We start from the raw sequence: 15,664 nt of genomic DNA, 5'->3' as shown, positions 1-15,664 counted from the left end.
TCTTAATTTAAGATTTGAGATTTGAGATTTAACTCGGAGTGTGAGATAATTATTTACAATCGTGAGCGAAAGCATCCAGGATACAAGCCCCCGGATTCATCCGTGGAGAAATAAAAAACCTGTATCCGATAAACTTGCCCCCCCAGTTTATCCGTGGGGTCAATGCTTCAATTCTTTAATCGAAAATCGAAAATCGAAAATCGAAAATCGATTGACTTGTATTTTACTGAGTCCGCCGACGCGGTAAAACAGCAGTGGCAGTCAGCATTCTTAAAAAAAATCCCAATTCCTAATTCTCACAAACCAGACGATATGACTCAAAAGCCAACCGCAACCTATCGCACCGAAAGCGACTCGATGGGAGACAAACAAATCCCATCTAATGTCTATTATGGCATCCAAACTCTAAGGGCTATTGAAAATTTCCCGATTAGCGGCATTAAGCCTTTATCAACATACGTTGATGCTTGTGTTTTAATTAAAAAAGCAACGGCGATCGCCAATGGTGAACTAGGCTGCATTCCCCAAGACATCAGTCAAGCAATTGTCCAAGCAGCAGATGAAATCCTAGCTGGCAAATTGCGCGATCAATTTGTAGTTGATGTCTACCAAGCCGGCGCCGGAACTTCTCACCACATGAACGTTAATGAAGTTCTTTCAAATCGCGCTTTGGAAATTATGGGCGATGAAAAAGGCAATTACAAGCGCGTTAGTCCTAACGATCATGTAAACTACGGTCAATCGACAAATGATGTGATTCCGACGGCGATTCGGATTGGCGGATTGTTGGCGTTAGAAAAAACTCTGTTTCCGGCTTTGTCGGATGCCGTAGTCGCCCTAGAAAACAAAGCCGAAGAATTCAAAGATATTGTTAAATCCGGCCGCACTCACCTGCAAGATGCTGTGCCGGTTCGACTCGGCGACACCTTCGGCGCTTGGGCGCAAATTCTGAAAGAACATACCTTGAGAATTGACAGGGCATCCGATGATTTGACATCCCTGGGATTGGGGGGAAGTGCGGCAGGAACCGGGTTAAATACTCATCCTGAATACTGTCAAAAAGTTGCTGAAATTCTCTCCGAATTAATTGACCACCCCCTGAAACCAGCAAAGCATTTAATGGCTGCTATGCAGAGTATGGCACCGTTTGTAAATGTCTCCGGTGCACTGCGAAATCTCGCTCAGGATTGCGTTAAAATGTCCCATGACTTGCGTTTGATGGACTCCGGGCCGAAAACGGGTTTGAAAGAAATTCAACTGCCTCCTGTGCAACCTGGTTCGTCAATTATGCCGGGAAAATACAACCCTGTGATGGCAGAAATGACATCGATGGTTTGTTTTCAAGTTATGGGTTACGATAGCGCGATCGCCCTTGCCGCCCAAGCGGGACAATTAGAATTGAACGTGATGATGCCCCTGATTGCCTACAATCTCATTCACAGCATCGAAATTTTGGGCAATACCATCAGCGCTTTGACTACACAATGCCTCGCCAAAATTGAAGCTAAGGGCGATCGATGTCTCGCCTACGCAGAAGGCAGTCTCGCCCTCGTTACCGCCCTCAACACTCACATCGGCTATCTCAACGCCGCCGCTGTCGCCAAAGAATCTCTAGAAACCGGCAAATCTTTGCGGCAAATTGTGCTAGAAAGGGGTTTAATGAGTGCAGAAGACTTGGCAAAAGTTCTAGATTTAGAGAAAATGAGTGCGATGCCAACATCTTCTGCTAACGTATAGGCGATCGCAGGAATCAGCTATAAACTAGAAGGCTGAACTCGATTTAATTCTGCCTTCAGTCTTCTGAGTTCTGCCTCAGCCCTGTCACAGGTTAAAGTTAAACAATTCAGAATTCAAATTTTTTAGATTTAATTCTGATTTTTTTTATAGTCTAAAGTTGGGGAGCAAAATTTATGCGCGCCGGTTCTTTTGCCAAATTAACTCAAGATAAAGAGAACACAACTCAAGTGACATTTCATTATGTGGAAGGTCAGGCTGAAACTTTCACTATTCCGATACCTGCACAAGAACTACAAGAAGAACTGCTGAATTTGTTAAATCAACCTTGGTTGACTTTCCATTTAGCCGATCAAACGGTTTTTATCTGCACAGCCAGGGTGGTAAAAGTAGAAGTAAAACCTGCTATCCCTGAACTGCAAGGTCAAGGAATATTCTCTAACTCGCTGCGAGTTAGTACCATGCAGCGGGCTGCATCTGGTAGATTGCCGATGAATAGTTAGGGTTCATTTGTATTGAGATGATTCTTGATAACGCAGGCGCATATCACCCTGGTTAGGGTGTTCCGTGCCTGCGTTACATTGAGCTTAAGCTGAAGTGCATTGGGAGCATCTCAATGAAAGCAGGCCTCCGCTAGAAATTGGAGTTTTGAGGCAGGAGTTTTGAGGCAGGAGGGAAGAGGGAAGAGGAAGAAGGAAGGACCCAGAAGAAGTGTTTTTACAAATATGAGATGCTCCCAGTGCATTTAAATTGTATAGTCAAATTTAAAAAAAGTCTTGTGGGGAGTAGGGTTTGGCACTCTTAGCCCGCCCCAAAAATACAATTTAGATGCCCAACAGCTTAGACCTATTGTAAAATAATTTTATGATATAATGAAACATTTTGCTTGAGTTAATTGAATCCCAACTCGTAACTTATTTTCACTCTTGTCTTGCCATAGACAGGATAAGATGCTAGAAAGTTCTGTTGTCATTACACAATAAGTAAATCACGAAAAATCAATCTTATATAAATTTGCAATCTTGTCAATTTCCACGTTGATTTGGTATCAACATTCAAACCCTCAAAGCAATAGTTAACGCCAAGGGTGAACTTTGCTGTAGAAAATAATAAAGACAGAAGAGGACTTCGCACCATCCTAACTCTCGAAGAAGATGTCTTAGTCGCCTTGGAATATTGGCAACAATATCGAACATATTTTGGTATTTTTTTTTGTAAAGGACAGAGAAAAACAATCGATATTGTTATGCAATCCCCATTTTTTTTCTGACTTGTTGGTTATATTCGTGGATGACGTTCCAGATTGCCCCGATCTGATTTTATAGCTTTTTCGAGAATGATAATGTTTTTCTCACTAATATCAATTCACTATGAACCTGCACTTAATATAGCTTCAAGGATATAGTCCCAACCACAGAGAGATAAAACTTCTTCATTCGTGAGAGATTTGATAATTATATCTACCTGTTCTTTGAGTTTATCTAAACTCGAATAATTTTCCCACTTGAGGTCTTTTTTTGTATGTTCCCACAATCTTTCAATCGGATTCAATTCAGGACTATAGGCAGGTAAATATATTGGCATTACATGGTCATGCCAGTCTAATAAGAGAGCTTTATGAAAGCTACCATTATCCATGATAATTAGATTGAAATAGTCTGAGTATTTTTCAGCAAATTTATGTAAAAACTCTTGAAAGCAGTTGTGATTGAGCTGAGAAAATTATTGATAATATAGTTCACCTGTTATGGCTATACAACTCCATACACATAGAATTTTCCTCGCTTCCATTGCTTTTTTCCGACTGGTTTTATCCCCTTCAATGTAATCATCATGCCCTGCATAGTAATCAATCCAAATCTACTCTCGTCCTGACACCATATCCTTACAGGCTGTCCTGTTCCGAAATATTTAATCATTACTTTGATAATCTCCCACAGTTTTTTTTTTAAAAGTTTGTCTGTGCAACTTCGTTCACCTTATTGCTTTGGGGTCTTGGGACGAGAGAGGTAATATTTTAATTTATAATGAACTAGGTCATGTACGACTTTATAGCTCACTTTGATTCCGCATTCTTTTTCTAGCCATATCTGTAATTTGCCATAACTTGTTTCCCCCTCTGGCTCTTGCAGTTTTTTGATTAATTTTTATCTAACTTCGGGCGGTATATGTGGAGTCTTACCGGGAGCTTTTTTTTACTGTGAGTAATGAGGTAATTCCACCTTATTTGTAAGCTCTTAACCAACGATATATTGTTGATTCGTCTCGATCGGTGCATCGTGGCTAATTCTTCTCTTGTTTTGATTTTTTTGGTGGCAATTCAGTATAATAGCAGTAATTTTTCTTTACTTACTGCGGTTATAGCCCGTTCGAGTCGATGCTCTAGTTCCTCAACCGTTTCCGGGATTTCTACCTTAAATTTGTTGCCCATATTGCATCTCCTCTACTTTTAGCCTACATGAGCGTGTACCTTCATAGTGAATTGGTATTAATACAAAGCGGTATAATTATAACGTGATTAAGAATAACCATCCACGTGTTGAAATAATTTAATAAGGTGAAACTCCTTTCTTTGGTTCGTCTCAGCTTGACTGTAGCCTGACCAAACAAGCAATAGTGAATTATTGAGCGTACCTATCTGGCGTTGTGATGGACTCTGAAAGCATAAACAAACAAACAAAATATACGCAAGGCTTGGATTTGTGCAATCGCTGAGTGGGTAGAGGTGCATTGATAACGCCTTTGAAAGTCCCTTTGTGGTCTTAATCAAGAATCCCCCCGATTCATCGGTGGGGAGTATCAAATTTCCCCCCTCAATCCGCCTATGTGCCAGTTGAGAGTGCCGAATGTGGGTTGGAAATCATCGGTGATGGGCAAATCCGAGGGGAACTCGAAGCTCAAACAGCTCGCTTAGGCATCGACAGCAGCGTTGTATTTAGTGGCTGGCTGTCTCAGGGGGAGTGCGCCCTCAAAATGCAACAAGCTCATGCAATGGTTTTCCCCAGTGTGCGGGAATGCGGCCCGGCAGTGGTGATGGAGGCAATGGCAGTGGGCTTGCCCGTCATAGCAACGAACTGGGGCGGCCCGGCAGATTAGGAATGAGAATTAAATAACTTACAATGCGTGATGGTTCTTGTGGGATGGGCTCTTATAGCCCGTCCAGAAAGGGCGGGCTATCAGCCCATCCCCTACTCCCCACTTTCAAGAGTGTAAATTATTTAATTCGCGATCCTTATCTGAATTCCACTTGCGGTATTTTAGTAGAACCCGCTTCCAGAGAAGGCTTTGTCAAGGGACTGACAGATGCGATGCTCAAGCTCGCTCAGTCACCAGAATTGCGGCAGAGTATGGGTTGTGCGGGACGGGAACGAGTCCGGCAGCCTTTTGATTGGGAACGCAAAGTCGATCGAATACTTGAAATTTCTCAACAAACGATCGACGATTGTCCTAAGCATTAGGAAGCCGACCATTAAAGGATAAAGCAGCAGCTTTCAGGTTGAAAGCTGCTGCTTGGGAGTGCTAAAAAAGTATGTGGCGGCCCAAAGACCCCCCTCTACCTCCTAGCGATCTAAAAACGGGTTAACCCGTTTGTTTGGTTAACCCGCGAGCTTGGAAATATGCAGTTCAATTAGTTTTGCACTACCAGCTTAACGTTGGCATTTTGCAAACCGCGCTGCTTGACTGCTGCCAAGGTCTTGTTGACTGCGTACTTCTGGTTGATGGAGTTGATTAACTCAGTTTGATTGTGCTTTTTGGCGACGCCCCAGAGGTCGGCAATCAGGTCAAAAGAACCATCGCTATTGCGAGACCAACCCAGGTCATATTCGCCTTCCAGAATCGCCACGATGTCGGAGCGAACGCGCTGACCGTTATAGCCACGAACATCAGCTTCTGACTTGACTGAAATGCCCAAGTCGCGCAGGGAAGCTTTCAGGATTTCGGCATCGGTGATTTTGGTACGCAGTGTGCTAAAGTGAGACATTGGATTTCCTCCTAATAAAACTGAGAGAGAAACAACAACGGTCTGGATTTAACGGTGCCGCTTGGCGGCTCTTGAATCGAACTGCTAGCTGTTGCTAGCCTTTGCTCCTGTTTGGACCAGGAGAAAGCTTTTAAAATTCCATTCGCTGATATTCAGCGACGGAAGACGCAGCGGGCCGTGCACGCTGTCTAGCCCAATCTCGCAGGGCGGTGACCTGTTCGGTCATTGTTTTAGACAGTGGCATTGTGGATTTAATGGCCGCGATGATGTCTAGCTGCGTAAACTCTCGATCTTGAGCGAAGGCTTCGTACATTGCGGCTACTAGCGCTTGCTCAATCTCTGCACCTGAAAAGCCCTCGGAAACATTGGAAAGTTGCTCTAAATCGAAGCGAGTAATTTCCCGACGGCGCTTTGACAGGTGAATCTTAAATATATCTTGGCGTTCTTCTTTGGTAGGCAGATCAACAAAGAAGAGTTCGTCGAATCTGCCTTTCCTCAAGAATTCTCCCGGCAACCGCTCGATTCGGTTGGCTGTTGCCATTACGAAGACTGGGGAAGTCTTTTCTTGCATCCAAGTGAGGAACGAACCGAAAATCCGGCTGGAGGTGCCTCCGTCTGAGTCGGCCGAACCAGTGCCTCCTGCAAACGCTTTGTCTAGTTCGTCGATGAAGAGGAGGGCTGGAGAGATGGATTCTGCGGTTTTGAGGGCATTGCGGAGGTTGGCTTCCGATCGACCCACCATCGAGCCGTCGTAGACTCTACCCATATCTAGCCTCAGCAGGGGCAGTCCCCAGAGGCGGGAGGTGGTCTTGGCAATCAGCGATTTCCCGCATCCCGGTACGCCGAGAATTAACATCCCTTTTGGTTGGGGCAGACCGTATTCTCTCGCCCTTTCTGTAAAGGCGTTGGAACGCTGTCTCAGCCACCGCTTCAGCTCTTCTAAGCCGCCGACTGCATCCAGGGTTTCGTCTTCTTCAATGAACTCTAGAATGCCGTTGCGCCGAATTAATTGCTTTTTCTCCGAAAGAACTATGTCTACTTCTTCTTCTGTGAGGCGCCCAGTCGAAACTTGAGCTTTGCGATAAACTTTTTCAGCTTCGTCCTTGGTCAATCCCAAGGCTGCTTTTAAAAGTTTTTCTCGCCCTTCTGTGGTAATGCGTCGCGATTTCGTTTGTTCCAACTGACCAGACAATACTTGGTTTAGTTCCTTCATGTCTGGCAACGCGAAGTCTAATACCACTACTTCCTTTTCTAGCTCGATCGGAATTTGCTGCAAAGGAGACATCAGTATAATTGTCTTTTGCGTTCCTTTGAAGTTGGCGATCGCATCGCGCAACCACCTCGTTACCGGAGGAGAATCTATAAAAGGATGCAAATCTTTGAAAATGTAGATGCTAGCGTTACTGTTGGGTTCTCGCTGCCTGATCACCCATTCAATTGCTGCCTCTGGCGAGACGGTGTTGTGTTGGGTGGTGGTGCGGGGTTGACCATACTCCACAATGCCGTGAGTTACAGTCCAGATAAATACTCGTCGCTGTGGTTTCGCTTGAGCTATTGTCGAAATTGCTTGCTCACACCGCTCTTCCTCGGATGTCACGAGGTAGATCAGAGGATATTGAGCTTGGATTAGAATACTGATCTCTTCTTGCATATTCCTCGACCCACTAGAGACGGTGCTATCTTTGCTGAATCTCAATGCTGCCATTAGCCCTCTTACTGAAATTTTCAGTTTTAGCTTTTTGGGGAAGCAAGGCATTCTTAGCAGGGAACCAATTCTTCCTCTCCCGGTTTTGCCGTGCTGGCACTGACGCCGGACACCTGCTTTACTGGAAGATCCTGTTCAGCCAATACGCTCGGCTGACTTGTTACGGATGCCAGTTCTCCATCTCGCATTACTACTGAACCCGTGCATTCTGGACAGTTGTATACCCGATGGGTTTGTCCGTAGGATGCTTCTACTTCGTCAACCAGTTCGGGATTTCCTAGGTAGAAGACAATTGCCCTTTCTGCAATTGATGACATCGGTTCAGTTTCGACTGCGGCTCGGATTTTGAGCTGGCGATGCAGTTCTGGTGGAAGATACAATGTAACTTTTTGCTTTTCTTGCATATGACAGTGAATTGACTTACCCGGGTATGTATATCAGATTAGCCACTTAATTCTTTGCTGTCAAGCCTCTATGCTGCTTTAGCGTCATCTTGTAATATTTCGTTACATTTGACGTAAATCTGGGGCCGTTAACAACGAAAAACTTAGGCGTGTAGCTGATGAGGCCGAGGTGCAGCGGCAGGTATGGGTAGCGTCAAGGACGATCGACCAACTATAAATATGAACAATAGATATATAGGAGTAGGGCCAACAAATTCTTTGAGTCGCCATCTGGGGTAAGGTGCGCCATCAGTGCCCAGCCCGCTCATGAGTGCGCCGTCATTACTGACAAGTTAAGCTAAAACCCACATTCCGCAGATGTGATGATATTACTGGTATTTTTCAAAAATCAAAGCCATCAAACTTTTTTTAGTCTAACTTTTTTAACTTTAATTTATATTTTTTATGAAAATTAAGTAGTCAAGCAAAATTAATTACATAATTATCTCCAAATTCTTTAACAATAGTCCGGACAGTTTTTGGAACTATACTACAAGCTTACGCGGGGCAAGGAGCATAAAAAAGTCGAATTAAATGTAAGTCAGGGGTGGAGCTGACATTGATTTAATTATCCACAGTGGCTCAAAGTCAAGCGAGCATAAGCCATTGGGCCAAAAACTGTCCGAACTATTGTTTTAAGTCTCCTGATTCGTTAAAATTATCCCAGCTCATCCGATCTAAGAATACATACCCTTCAAAGCAACTAGCTGATAGTTTGGCTCGCCTCTCTACGCTTTTTCCGGCTTTTCCTCTGACTATCGGACGGATGTGGGGTTGGCTTAAACTTACTATTCTATCCTCAATACTCTGTTTATTATTATCAAATAACCATTGCTGTTGGCGATAGACATCTGTAAGGACTAGCAAGGTTTTATATTGCTTTTTGTTCAGGCATTCTATGGTCGCACCTGCATCGATTAGCTGTTGAATATGAGGTAGATTTCTTTTAATATATTGGAGCTGTTTTTTTAGTGCCTGTTTTCTTTTGTTTCGGGTGGGCTGTCTTTGTTTAGCTACTGCTAAGTAGTCTTTTCTTGCTAGATTACGGTAGGTTGTTGGTTTTTTACTGGTTTGATATTTGATCTGTTTATACAGGATGTCTATAATTTTTTCGGTATGAACTCTGGCTTTGTTTAATAGTCCTAAGTCGGTCGGATAGGTAATGTCGGCTGGGGCACAGGTAGCATCTATGATTAATTTTCCGCGATTGGGTGACTCATTTTTGGCGTCCGAATCCTTTTTTTTTATGGTTTAACTGGGGTGATGGAGCGGATTTTTTCAACCATTCGTTCGTTAAGTTTATTAATTAGATTCTGGCTAATTCGTTGCCGAAAATGAACTAATAGAGAGGGGTCAAAGGGTAGCTCGTTACTGTAGCTTGATTGACCAATAAAGTATTGTAGATAGGGGTTTTCCCTAATCTGTTCTACTCTTGGACGATCGCTAATTCCCAGTTTTTTTTTAATGATTAATACTCCCAACGCCATCCGAAAAGATTTGGCTGGTGCACCATGCGCTGTCGGGAAGTTAGCCGCATATTCTGATTCAAATTCATCCCACGGGATTATTTGGGCCATTTTTACCCAACGGTTGAGGGCTGACAATTTACATCCGTTGGTTAGTTCAAAGTCTAAGGGTTGGAGGGGAGCAAGCTCAGCTTTTCTGTACATGATCGCAGGTGGCTATGCACGGGTTTTGACCTATTTTACCTGTTTATCACGGCGACTTTACTCTCGCTCGCGCGATCGAAACCTTTCGCCACGCAATATGCGATCGATTATTCAGCAAGCCCTAATATATTCAGATCATCTCAGTGGGATGTTAAGAACTCGCGATTTGGATAGCGAACTCTTAACCTCCCACTATAATTCCGATGTCAGCGGATTTGATAGAAGTTTTTTTGAACAGGCGATCGCACTTGCACCTCAAAACGATTAGTTACGATGTGTTTGCTTTTTTAGCTTTTACTTGCGATCGCCCATAATTCACCAGAAACGTTTAAATTTCAACCATATAATACTTCTTCTACAGGCGGCGTGGCGTCTGTGGGATCGAACTGTTTGATTTTCAAAGCTTGTAGCAAAAACAACCATATATAAAGTGGATTCAAAAAAACATACCGCTGCCAAAGGCGCCGAGGTTCCTTCATCATCCGAAACAGCCATTCCAAACCTATTTTAGATAAAAAGTCAGGAGATTTAGCCAAATTACCCGCATGAAAATCGTAAGCAGCACCTACAGCAATCAACGGCATTGATAAGTCGTCCCGGTATTCGTAAGCCCAGACTTCTTGCCGGGGACACCCCAAGCCGACAAAGGTAATTGCTGCACCGCTGTTGCGAATTTGCTGTGCAATTTCTTGTTTCTCTTGGGGCGAAACGTGCCTAAATTTAGAAGGCTGAGTTCCAGCAATAATTAACTTGGGAAAACGCTGGCAGAGATTGCGAGATAAAGCTTCCAGTACAGAAGCTTGAGATCCGTACAAATAGATAGGTAATCCTTCTTCTGCCGCACGTTCGCAGATTTGTAACATCGCATTCGGCCCGCAAACTCGATCGGGCAATTCCGTATGGTAGAGCCAATTTAACGCCCACCTGACCGGCTGTCCGTCTGGCAATACTAAGTCAATGTGATTAATCCGATAACGATGAGTGCTGTCGAGAACCCCAGTCATTACCCCGTGAACCGCTAGAGCAGAAACTGACATTGGTTTTCCGGCGCTGGCTGCCGCAATAATTTTGCTAACAGCCGCTTCATAATTAACGGCATTTACTAATATGCCCAGTACATTCTTTTTGCCTTTATCAATCATGGAGCACCTCTTTAAGTCAACGCTCGCAGTTACACTCATAAATCTCCCCTAAGATTTGTTTAACGTTGTATTTTTCAATCGTTTACCGAAATTCCCAGCACATTATTTTTGCCCCGCTCAATCATTGGAATCCTCTTTCAGCCAACGATCGCGGTTACATTCATAAATCTCCTGTAGGATTTGTTTAACGTTATATTTCATTTTCCAGTTGGGATAGTGACTGGAAAATTTGGAATTGTCGCTAATCCACCAAATGTGATCGCCAATGCGATTCCCTTCAGCATAAGTCCAATTAAACTTGCGTTCCGCAATTGCCTCGCACATCTGGATCGCTTCTAACATTGAACAATTGCTGTACCTGCCTCCTCCTGTATTATAAACTTGGGCGCTTTGGGGAGCTTTATAAAATTCATAAAATGCCGAAATTAAATCAGCGCTATGAATGTTGTCGCGAACTTGCTTGCCTTTGTAGCCAAACACCGTGTAAGGAGTTCCCGTGACTGCACACTTCATCAAGTAGGCGAGGAAGCCGTGCAATTGAGCTCCTGAGTGATTTGGGCCAGTCAAACAGCCACCGCGAAAACAAGCGGTGTTCATATTAAAATATCGACCGTATTCTTGGACTAAAACGTCAGCAGCTACCTTAGAAGCACCAAACAAACTGTGCAGGCACTGATCGATTGACATATCTTCCCGAATGCCGGTTTCGTAAGTATGGCCAGGTTCAATTTCCCACCTGTGTTCTAATTCAATTAAAGGCAAACTGTTAGGCGTATCGCCGTATACTTTATTGGTAGAAGTGAAAATGAAAACCGCTTTAGGACAGTACAAGCGAGTTACTTCTAGAAGATTGAGAGTGCCGTTGGCATTGACGGTAAAGTCTATTTTCGGAGCACGGGAAGCCCAATCATGGCTGGGTTGGGCTGCTGTGTGAATTACTAATTCGATCGACTCGCCGTACCGCTGAAAGATATTGGTAATCGCTTCATAGTCGCGAATGTCCACATCTAAGTGATAATACTTGGTACCCAAAGACTTTTCGAGCAGTTGGCGGTTCCAGTTTGTAGAACCATCAGCACCAAAAAAGAACTGGCGCATATTATTGTCGATGCCAACGATATCTAAGCCTTGTTTGGCAAAGAACTTACACGCCTCAGAACCAATTAAACCCGCCGACCCAGTAATGATTGCAACGCCCACGTTTCACCGCCTGAAAAAATATAGTTTTCTTTGTTTTGCTCGATCGAACCCATCAGAAGTTATCCTGATTTTCCATCGAATACATCTTCGCACAATTGGGCAAAGAATTTACCTTTGATATTCCAATCATAGATTTCCCTGACGCGCGTTTGACCCGATCGACCCAAGCGATCTCGCAATTCACGATCTTGGGCTAAACACACTATAGCTTCTGCTAGACCTTGCACAGTGCGATCTGGGTCAGTAGCAGCCACTTTAATCCCCGTTTGAGCCGTTACTTGAGTAGCCGGACCCCCCAAATCCAAACAAATCGTCGGACGACCAACCCCCATCATTTCCGTGCAGACAAATCCGCCAGAGTCATGCAAACTCGGATGGAGGAGAACGTGAGACTCCCCCATTTTAGAAAGAGTTTCACTGCGAGATAAAGTTCCCCAAAAAAATACTTTATTTGCCAGTCCCAATTCTGTTGCCAAAGCTTCCAAACGCTGCCTTTCCGGGCCGTCTCCCACAATCCAGTATTCCGATTGTTCCAGCTTCGCCTCCGCAAATGCACGGAGTCCCAAGTGCACCCCTTTCCAATGTAAGAGACGACCAACACTGATGAATCTAATTGGTTGCTCCGGCGGGGTAGGAAATTTCTCTAGTTCTTGAATTTCCTGCTGCGATAAACCGACTTGCGAGAAAATCTTCACGTTTTTTGCTTTAAGAAATCGCAGTCGGGCTGCGGTTTCTTCCGTAGTCGCCAGTGCCACGGCACTGCGGCGCGCCGTCAGACCCACAAACGGATCGCGTTCTCCTACGCTTTGAGCCAATGCCCGCAGCGTTTCGTAAATTTTCCCCCGGCGGCTAAAATCTTGCCAAAAAGGCTTTGGTGCTGCTTCTGCACCCCCCACAGGCCCCCAAATAAAAGGATGCGGCAACAGCGCCAGGAAACTGGGAGACCAATGTTTGACATAAGTCACGTGATGTACTATGTCAAAACCAATTTCGCGATCGAGCTTCCGAGCGATAAAATATGCCCAGATTTGCCACAGATAGTAGTGAAGTTGCAGCAATCCTTGTTTCCCCTTCCAATCTTCGCTCCACCCAAACGGATCAAAATAAACAAAGTGCAGGTTGGGCACTGGGTTCCGCTCTAGTTCTGCTTCAATGTACGATCGACAAAACGTGCGAGTAAATACCCAACTTTCGTGATGTTTAGCAGATTGGATAACAGTATTCCATCCTACTCCCTCTTCGGAGCCGAGATTCGGTTCGCAAGCAAACGCAGATAATAAAACTTTCATGGCTAAGTGGTAATTGGTAATTGGTAATTGGTAATTGGTAATTGGTAATTTTTCCCTCTTTCCTCTTCCATCCCTCCGTTAAATCCTTTAAAAAATCCTTTGCCGAACTTGCTTTACCTATTCTCCATCAAAAAAGATGTAACTTCGACGTAAGCTTTAGCTGCTGTTTCTGGCGTTTTTTGAGAAATTATCTGTCGTGAACGCTCTCCCATCGACTCAATCAAATCAGGATGATCTAGAAAAACTTGCATTTTCTCCGCTAATTCTTGAACACTGCTAGGGTCGAAAATATAACCGTTCTCGCCTGACATAATTAACTCACAGGAAGCTGCACCATTTGAACACAAGACTGGTTTTCCCAAAACCATCGCTTCGGGTACAACCATACCCCAGACATCCTCAAAAGTAGGAAACACAAAAATATCAGCTTGCTGAAAATAAGCACCTAAATTTCCATATTCTACCCATCCCGCCCACGTTACTTGCTCTTCAAAATCGCACTGTTTAATAAATGCTTCCAGTTCTTCCCGCTGATCTCCCTTGCCAATAATCAACAGCGAATAATCAACATAACCTTGATTTTTAAGAATAGCGCAAGCTTCTAAAAGCGTTTTAATTCCCTTTCTAGCCGTGATGCGCCCTACATACAGAAAAATCGGGCGTTTCAACTGCAAGTTTTGGGGCTGAGTCTGATCCAATCGTTTCAGCAAAGCACCCGCATCAGGTACCAGATAGGTTCGGGTAAAAATTTTATCCTCCGGTACGTTGAGAACTTCCATCAGATATTTTTTACCCGCATTGCTATTGGCAACAAAAGCATCGGCAAACCGCACAATGATGCGGCGCACAAATGTCCTAAAACTGGAATCTCGAAAGTCTGTATTTGGGGAACTACCATCGTAAATAATTGCAACTTTCCACCTCAGTAGCGGTTTTAAAAACGCAACAATTACAGTCCACAAAGAGAAAGCTTGGGGAAAGACCACATGAGGTCTAAATTTTAGCAAATAGCCGATAATACTAGGCGATACTACAATGAATCCGCGATCGTATCCTGTTTCTATCTTTTCCGTCTCGACAAATTTAGTCTCCCCTACCAACTGAATTGCCGATGCTCCCGGCAGGGTCGGATCGAACCCAGACCAAACACGACCAGTATAAAATACAGTATTCTTAAAAAATTTCGTAAATTCCCTCAAAACAGGCTGCCAGTAAGCTCCCAGTTCCACTTCCGGGACAAGCCAAGCAATGCGGAGTTCATTTCTATCAACCATCCTATTCACCTTGAGTTTTGTTTTTAGTCAATCCCAGTTTACTCAACACTGAAAGCCAAACTAACCTGCGATAAGGTAGCAGCCAATAAATTGGCCACAACCAGCCACCATGCCGCTGAGTAAATACTTTCCACTCTTGAGCCGGTTGCAGGGTAGTATCTTTGAATGATAAACCTTTCGGTTTGCTCATTTTATCCAATCCTTCACTTAAATTATCAGCAGCCGTTTTGATCACTTGGGGGTTGAGAGAACAAGTGCCTAAATAGCCAGGAGAAATCCAAACTGTACATCCTTTCTGTCTGGCTCGTAAACCATAATCCCAATCGCCAATATAATGGACAAAAGCCGGATCGAGGTTGCCGACCTTTTGCACAACACTGCGGGGAATTAATACGCAGTTGCCGTGCATAGTATCGCACATCTGAGGCTCTTTTGTTGGTTCGAGGATACCATATCGGAAGGGGTGCAAAGGGTTATTTCGCACCACACCTCCGTATGTTGTTTGACCCGTTTCGGGGTCGCAGGTAGAACCGCCAATGATGGCTTTTGTTTCTCCTTTTTCTGATAATTTTTGAGTTGTTTCTAGCAATACACTTACGGTGTCTCGATAAATAAGAGTGTCATCATTTAACCATAGGTAGTAGTCGGGATCATCTTTCATTGCTTCGGTAAAAGCCCCACGCATTCCCCCGTTCCAAAATAAGTTACCATCGCCGGAAAAAATATTGACTTGAGGATAGATTTGACGAACGGCCTCGCTGGTGCCATCGGTACTGGCGTCATCGACTAGATAGGCTAAAATATCAACATCGGCTGGAAGTGCCTGCTTAAAAAGAGCATCTAAGCAAGCTAATGTTTTCTCTTTGCGGTTGAAGCAAGTTAAAAGGGCGGCGATTTTAGTACGGTTCATTATTCCCAATTTTGCTGCTTTTAACGATAGGTAAGGCTAAAAGTAACAGTGTTTTATTTTACCACTCGCTCGGCGGTTGCAACCGTCGCTACAAAAATGAAAGTATGGCTTACGCAGTCGCTCCCCCCCCCTTTTCACAATGGGGCTTTAAGAGTTCCCCACTTGGGCAACGGGGTGGGGGTATCAAGGTTTTAGAGTTTAAGAGCGTCAGTCCTAGAAGTCTGTCTGGGTAAACTATCGGGACTTAAACAAATTTTAAGCCCAAACAAAGCCTAAACTGGCTTTATAAGCGGAGAATACGTCCCAATTTTGGTT

Annotated in this window: 13 protein-coding genes and 2 pseudogenes; 5 read left to right on the top strand and 10 right to left on the bottom strand. The window is 44.1% G+C overall.

Annotated elements, in window-relative coordinates; translation table 11 throughout:
- The first annotated feature begins 312 nt into the window (after nt 1-312).
- Nucleotides 313-1,737, top strand: coding sequence for an aspartate ammonia-lyase (locus QT973_RS22385; protein WP_333211168.1), 1,425 nt, complete (start codon nt 313-315; stop codon nt 1,735-1,737).
- A 173-nt stretch (nt 1,738-1,910) separates the two neighbouring features.
- The gene (locus QT973_RS22380; RefSeq protein WP_333057269.1) at nt 1,911-2,237 is read left to right on the top strand and encodes a hypothetical protein; all 327 of its coding nucleotides are present in this window, start codon (nt 1,911-1,913) and stop codon (nt 2,235-2,237) included.
- Nucleotides 2,238-3,102: 865 nt separating this feature from the next.
- On the opposite strand, the pseudogene QT973_RS22375 reads toward QT973_RS22380, so the two are convergent.
- Nucleotides 3,103-3,435, bottom strand: a pseudogene (locus QT973_RS22375) (transposase); the annotation flags it as partial.
- Nucleotides 3,436-4,560: 1,125 nt separating this feature from the next.
- Here QT973_RS22375 and QT973_RS22370 point away from each other — a divergent pair.
- Entirely contained in the window at nt 4,561-4,830 is a 270-nt protein-coding gene (locus QT973_RS22370) for a glycosyltransferase (protein ID WP_333057268.1), read from the top strand.
- Nucleotides 4,831-4,853: 23 nt separating this feature from the next.
- Nucleotides 4,854-5,192, top strand: a complete 339-nt coding sequence (locus QT973_RS22365) for a hypothetical protein (protein WP_333057267.1) — start codon at nt 4,854-4,856, stop codon at nt 5,190-5,192.
- A gap of 170 nt (nt 5,193-5,362) precedes the next feature.
- On the opposite strand, the gene QT973_RS22360 is transcribed toward QT973_RS22365, so the two are convergent.
- From QT973_RS22360 to QT973_RS22345, 4 genes and pseudogenes are all read right to left on the bottom strand, one after another.
- Nucleotides 5,363-5,716, bottom strand: coding sequence for a DUF1257 domain-containing protein (locus tag QT973_RS22360; protein ID WP_006635781.1), 354 nt, complete (start codon nt 5,714-5,716; stop codon nt 5,363-5,365).
- Nucleotides 5,717-5,846: 130 nt separating this feature from the next.
- Nucleotides 5,847-7,367, bottom strand: a complete 1,521-nt coding sequence (ycf46, locus tag QT973_RS22355) for a stress-responsive protein Ycf46 (protein ID WP_333227465.1) — start codon at nt 7,365-7,367, stop codon at nt 5,847-5,849.
- Nucleotides 7,368-7,474: 107 nt separating this feature from the next.
- Nucleotides 7,475-7,825, bottom strand: a complete 351-nt coding sequence (locus tag QT973_RS22350; RefSeq protein ID WP_006635783.1) for a hypothetical protein — start codon at nt 7,823-7,825, stop codon at nt 7,475-7,477.
- Nucleotides 7,826-8,497: 672 nt separating this feature from the next.
- A pseudogene (locus QT973_RS22345) lies at nt 8,498-9,534 on the bottom strand (IS5 family transposase); the annotation flags it as partial.
- Between QT973_RS22345 and QT973_RS22340 the strand changes: the two are divergent.
- On the top strand, nt 9,533-9,802 hold the full coding sequence (locus QT973_RS22340) for a hypothetical protein (protein ID WP_333057266.1): 270 nt from the start codon (nt 9,533-9,535) through the stop codon (nt 9,800-9,802). The pseudogene QT973_RS22345 and the gene QT973_RS22340 overlap by 2 nt on opposite strands.
- Before the next feature lie 67 nt (nt 9,803-9,869).
- On the opposite strand, the gene QT973_RS22335 is transcribed toward QT973_RS22340, so the two are convergent.
- From QT973_RS22335 to QT973_RS22315, 5 genes are all read right to left on the bottom strand, one after another.
- Nucleotides 9,870-10,715: a WecB/TagA/CpsF family glycosyltransferase gene (locus QT973_RS22335; RefSeq protein ID WP_333392196.1), complete on the bottom strand. Its 846-nt coding sequence runs from the start codon at nt 10,713-10,715 to the stop codon at nt 9,870-9,872.
- A gap of 78 nt (nt 10,716-10,793) precedes the next feature.
- A complete protein-coding gene (locus QT973_RS22330) occupies nt 10,794-11,876 on the bottom strand; it encodes an NAD-dependent epimerase/dehydratase family protein (protein ID WP_333057264.1) in 1,083 nt (360 codons plus the stop codon).
- 59 nt (nt 11,877-11,935) lie between these two features.
- Nucleotides 11,936-13,165 (bottom strand): glycosyltransferase, encoded by a 1,230-nt coding sequence (locus QT973_RS22325; protein ID WP_333057263.1) that lies wholly within the window; start codon nt 13,163-13,165, stop codon nt 11,936-11,938.
- A 113-nt stretch (nt 13,166-13,278) separates the two neighbouring features.
- The gene (locus tag QT973_RS22320) at nt 13,279-14,439 is read right to left on the bottom strand and encodes a glycosyltransferase family 4 protein (RefSeq protein ID WP_333057262.1); all 1,161 of its coding nucleotides are present in this window, start codon (nt 14,437-14,439) and stop codon (nt 13,279-13,281) included.
- 1 nt (nt 14,440) lies between these two features.
- Entirely contained in the window at nt 14,441-15,349 is a 909-nt protein-coding gene (locus tag QT973_RS22315; RefSeq protein WP_333057261.1) for a glycosyltransferase family 2 protein, read from the bottom strand.
- Between the last annotated feature and the right edge of the window lie 315 nt (nt 15,350-15,664).

Origin of the sequence: Microcoleus sp. Z1_A1, assembly GCF_036700305.1 — a bacterium.
GTDB lineage: Bacteria > Cyanobacteriota > Cyanobacteriia > Cyanobacteriales > Microcoleaceae > Microcoleus.
Note: the sequence above shows the minus strand (reverse complement) of the source record. Positions and strands in the feature narration are given on the sequence as shown.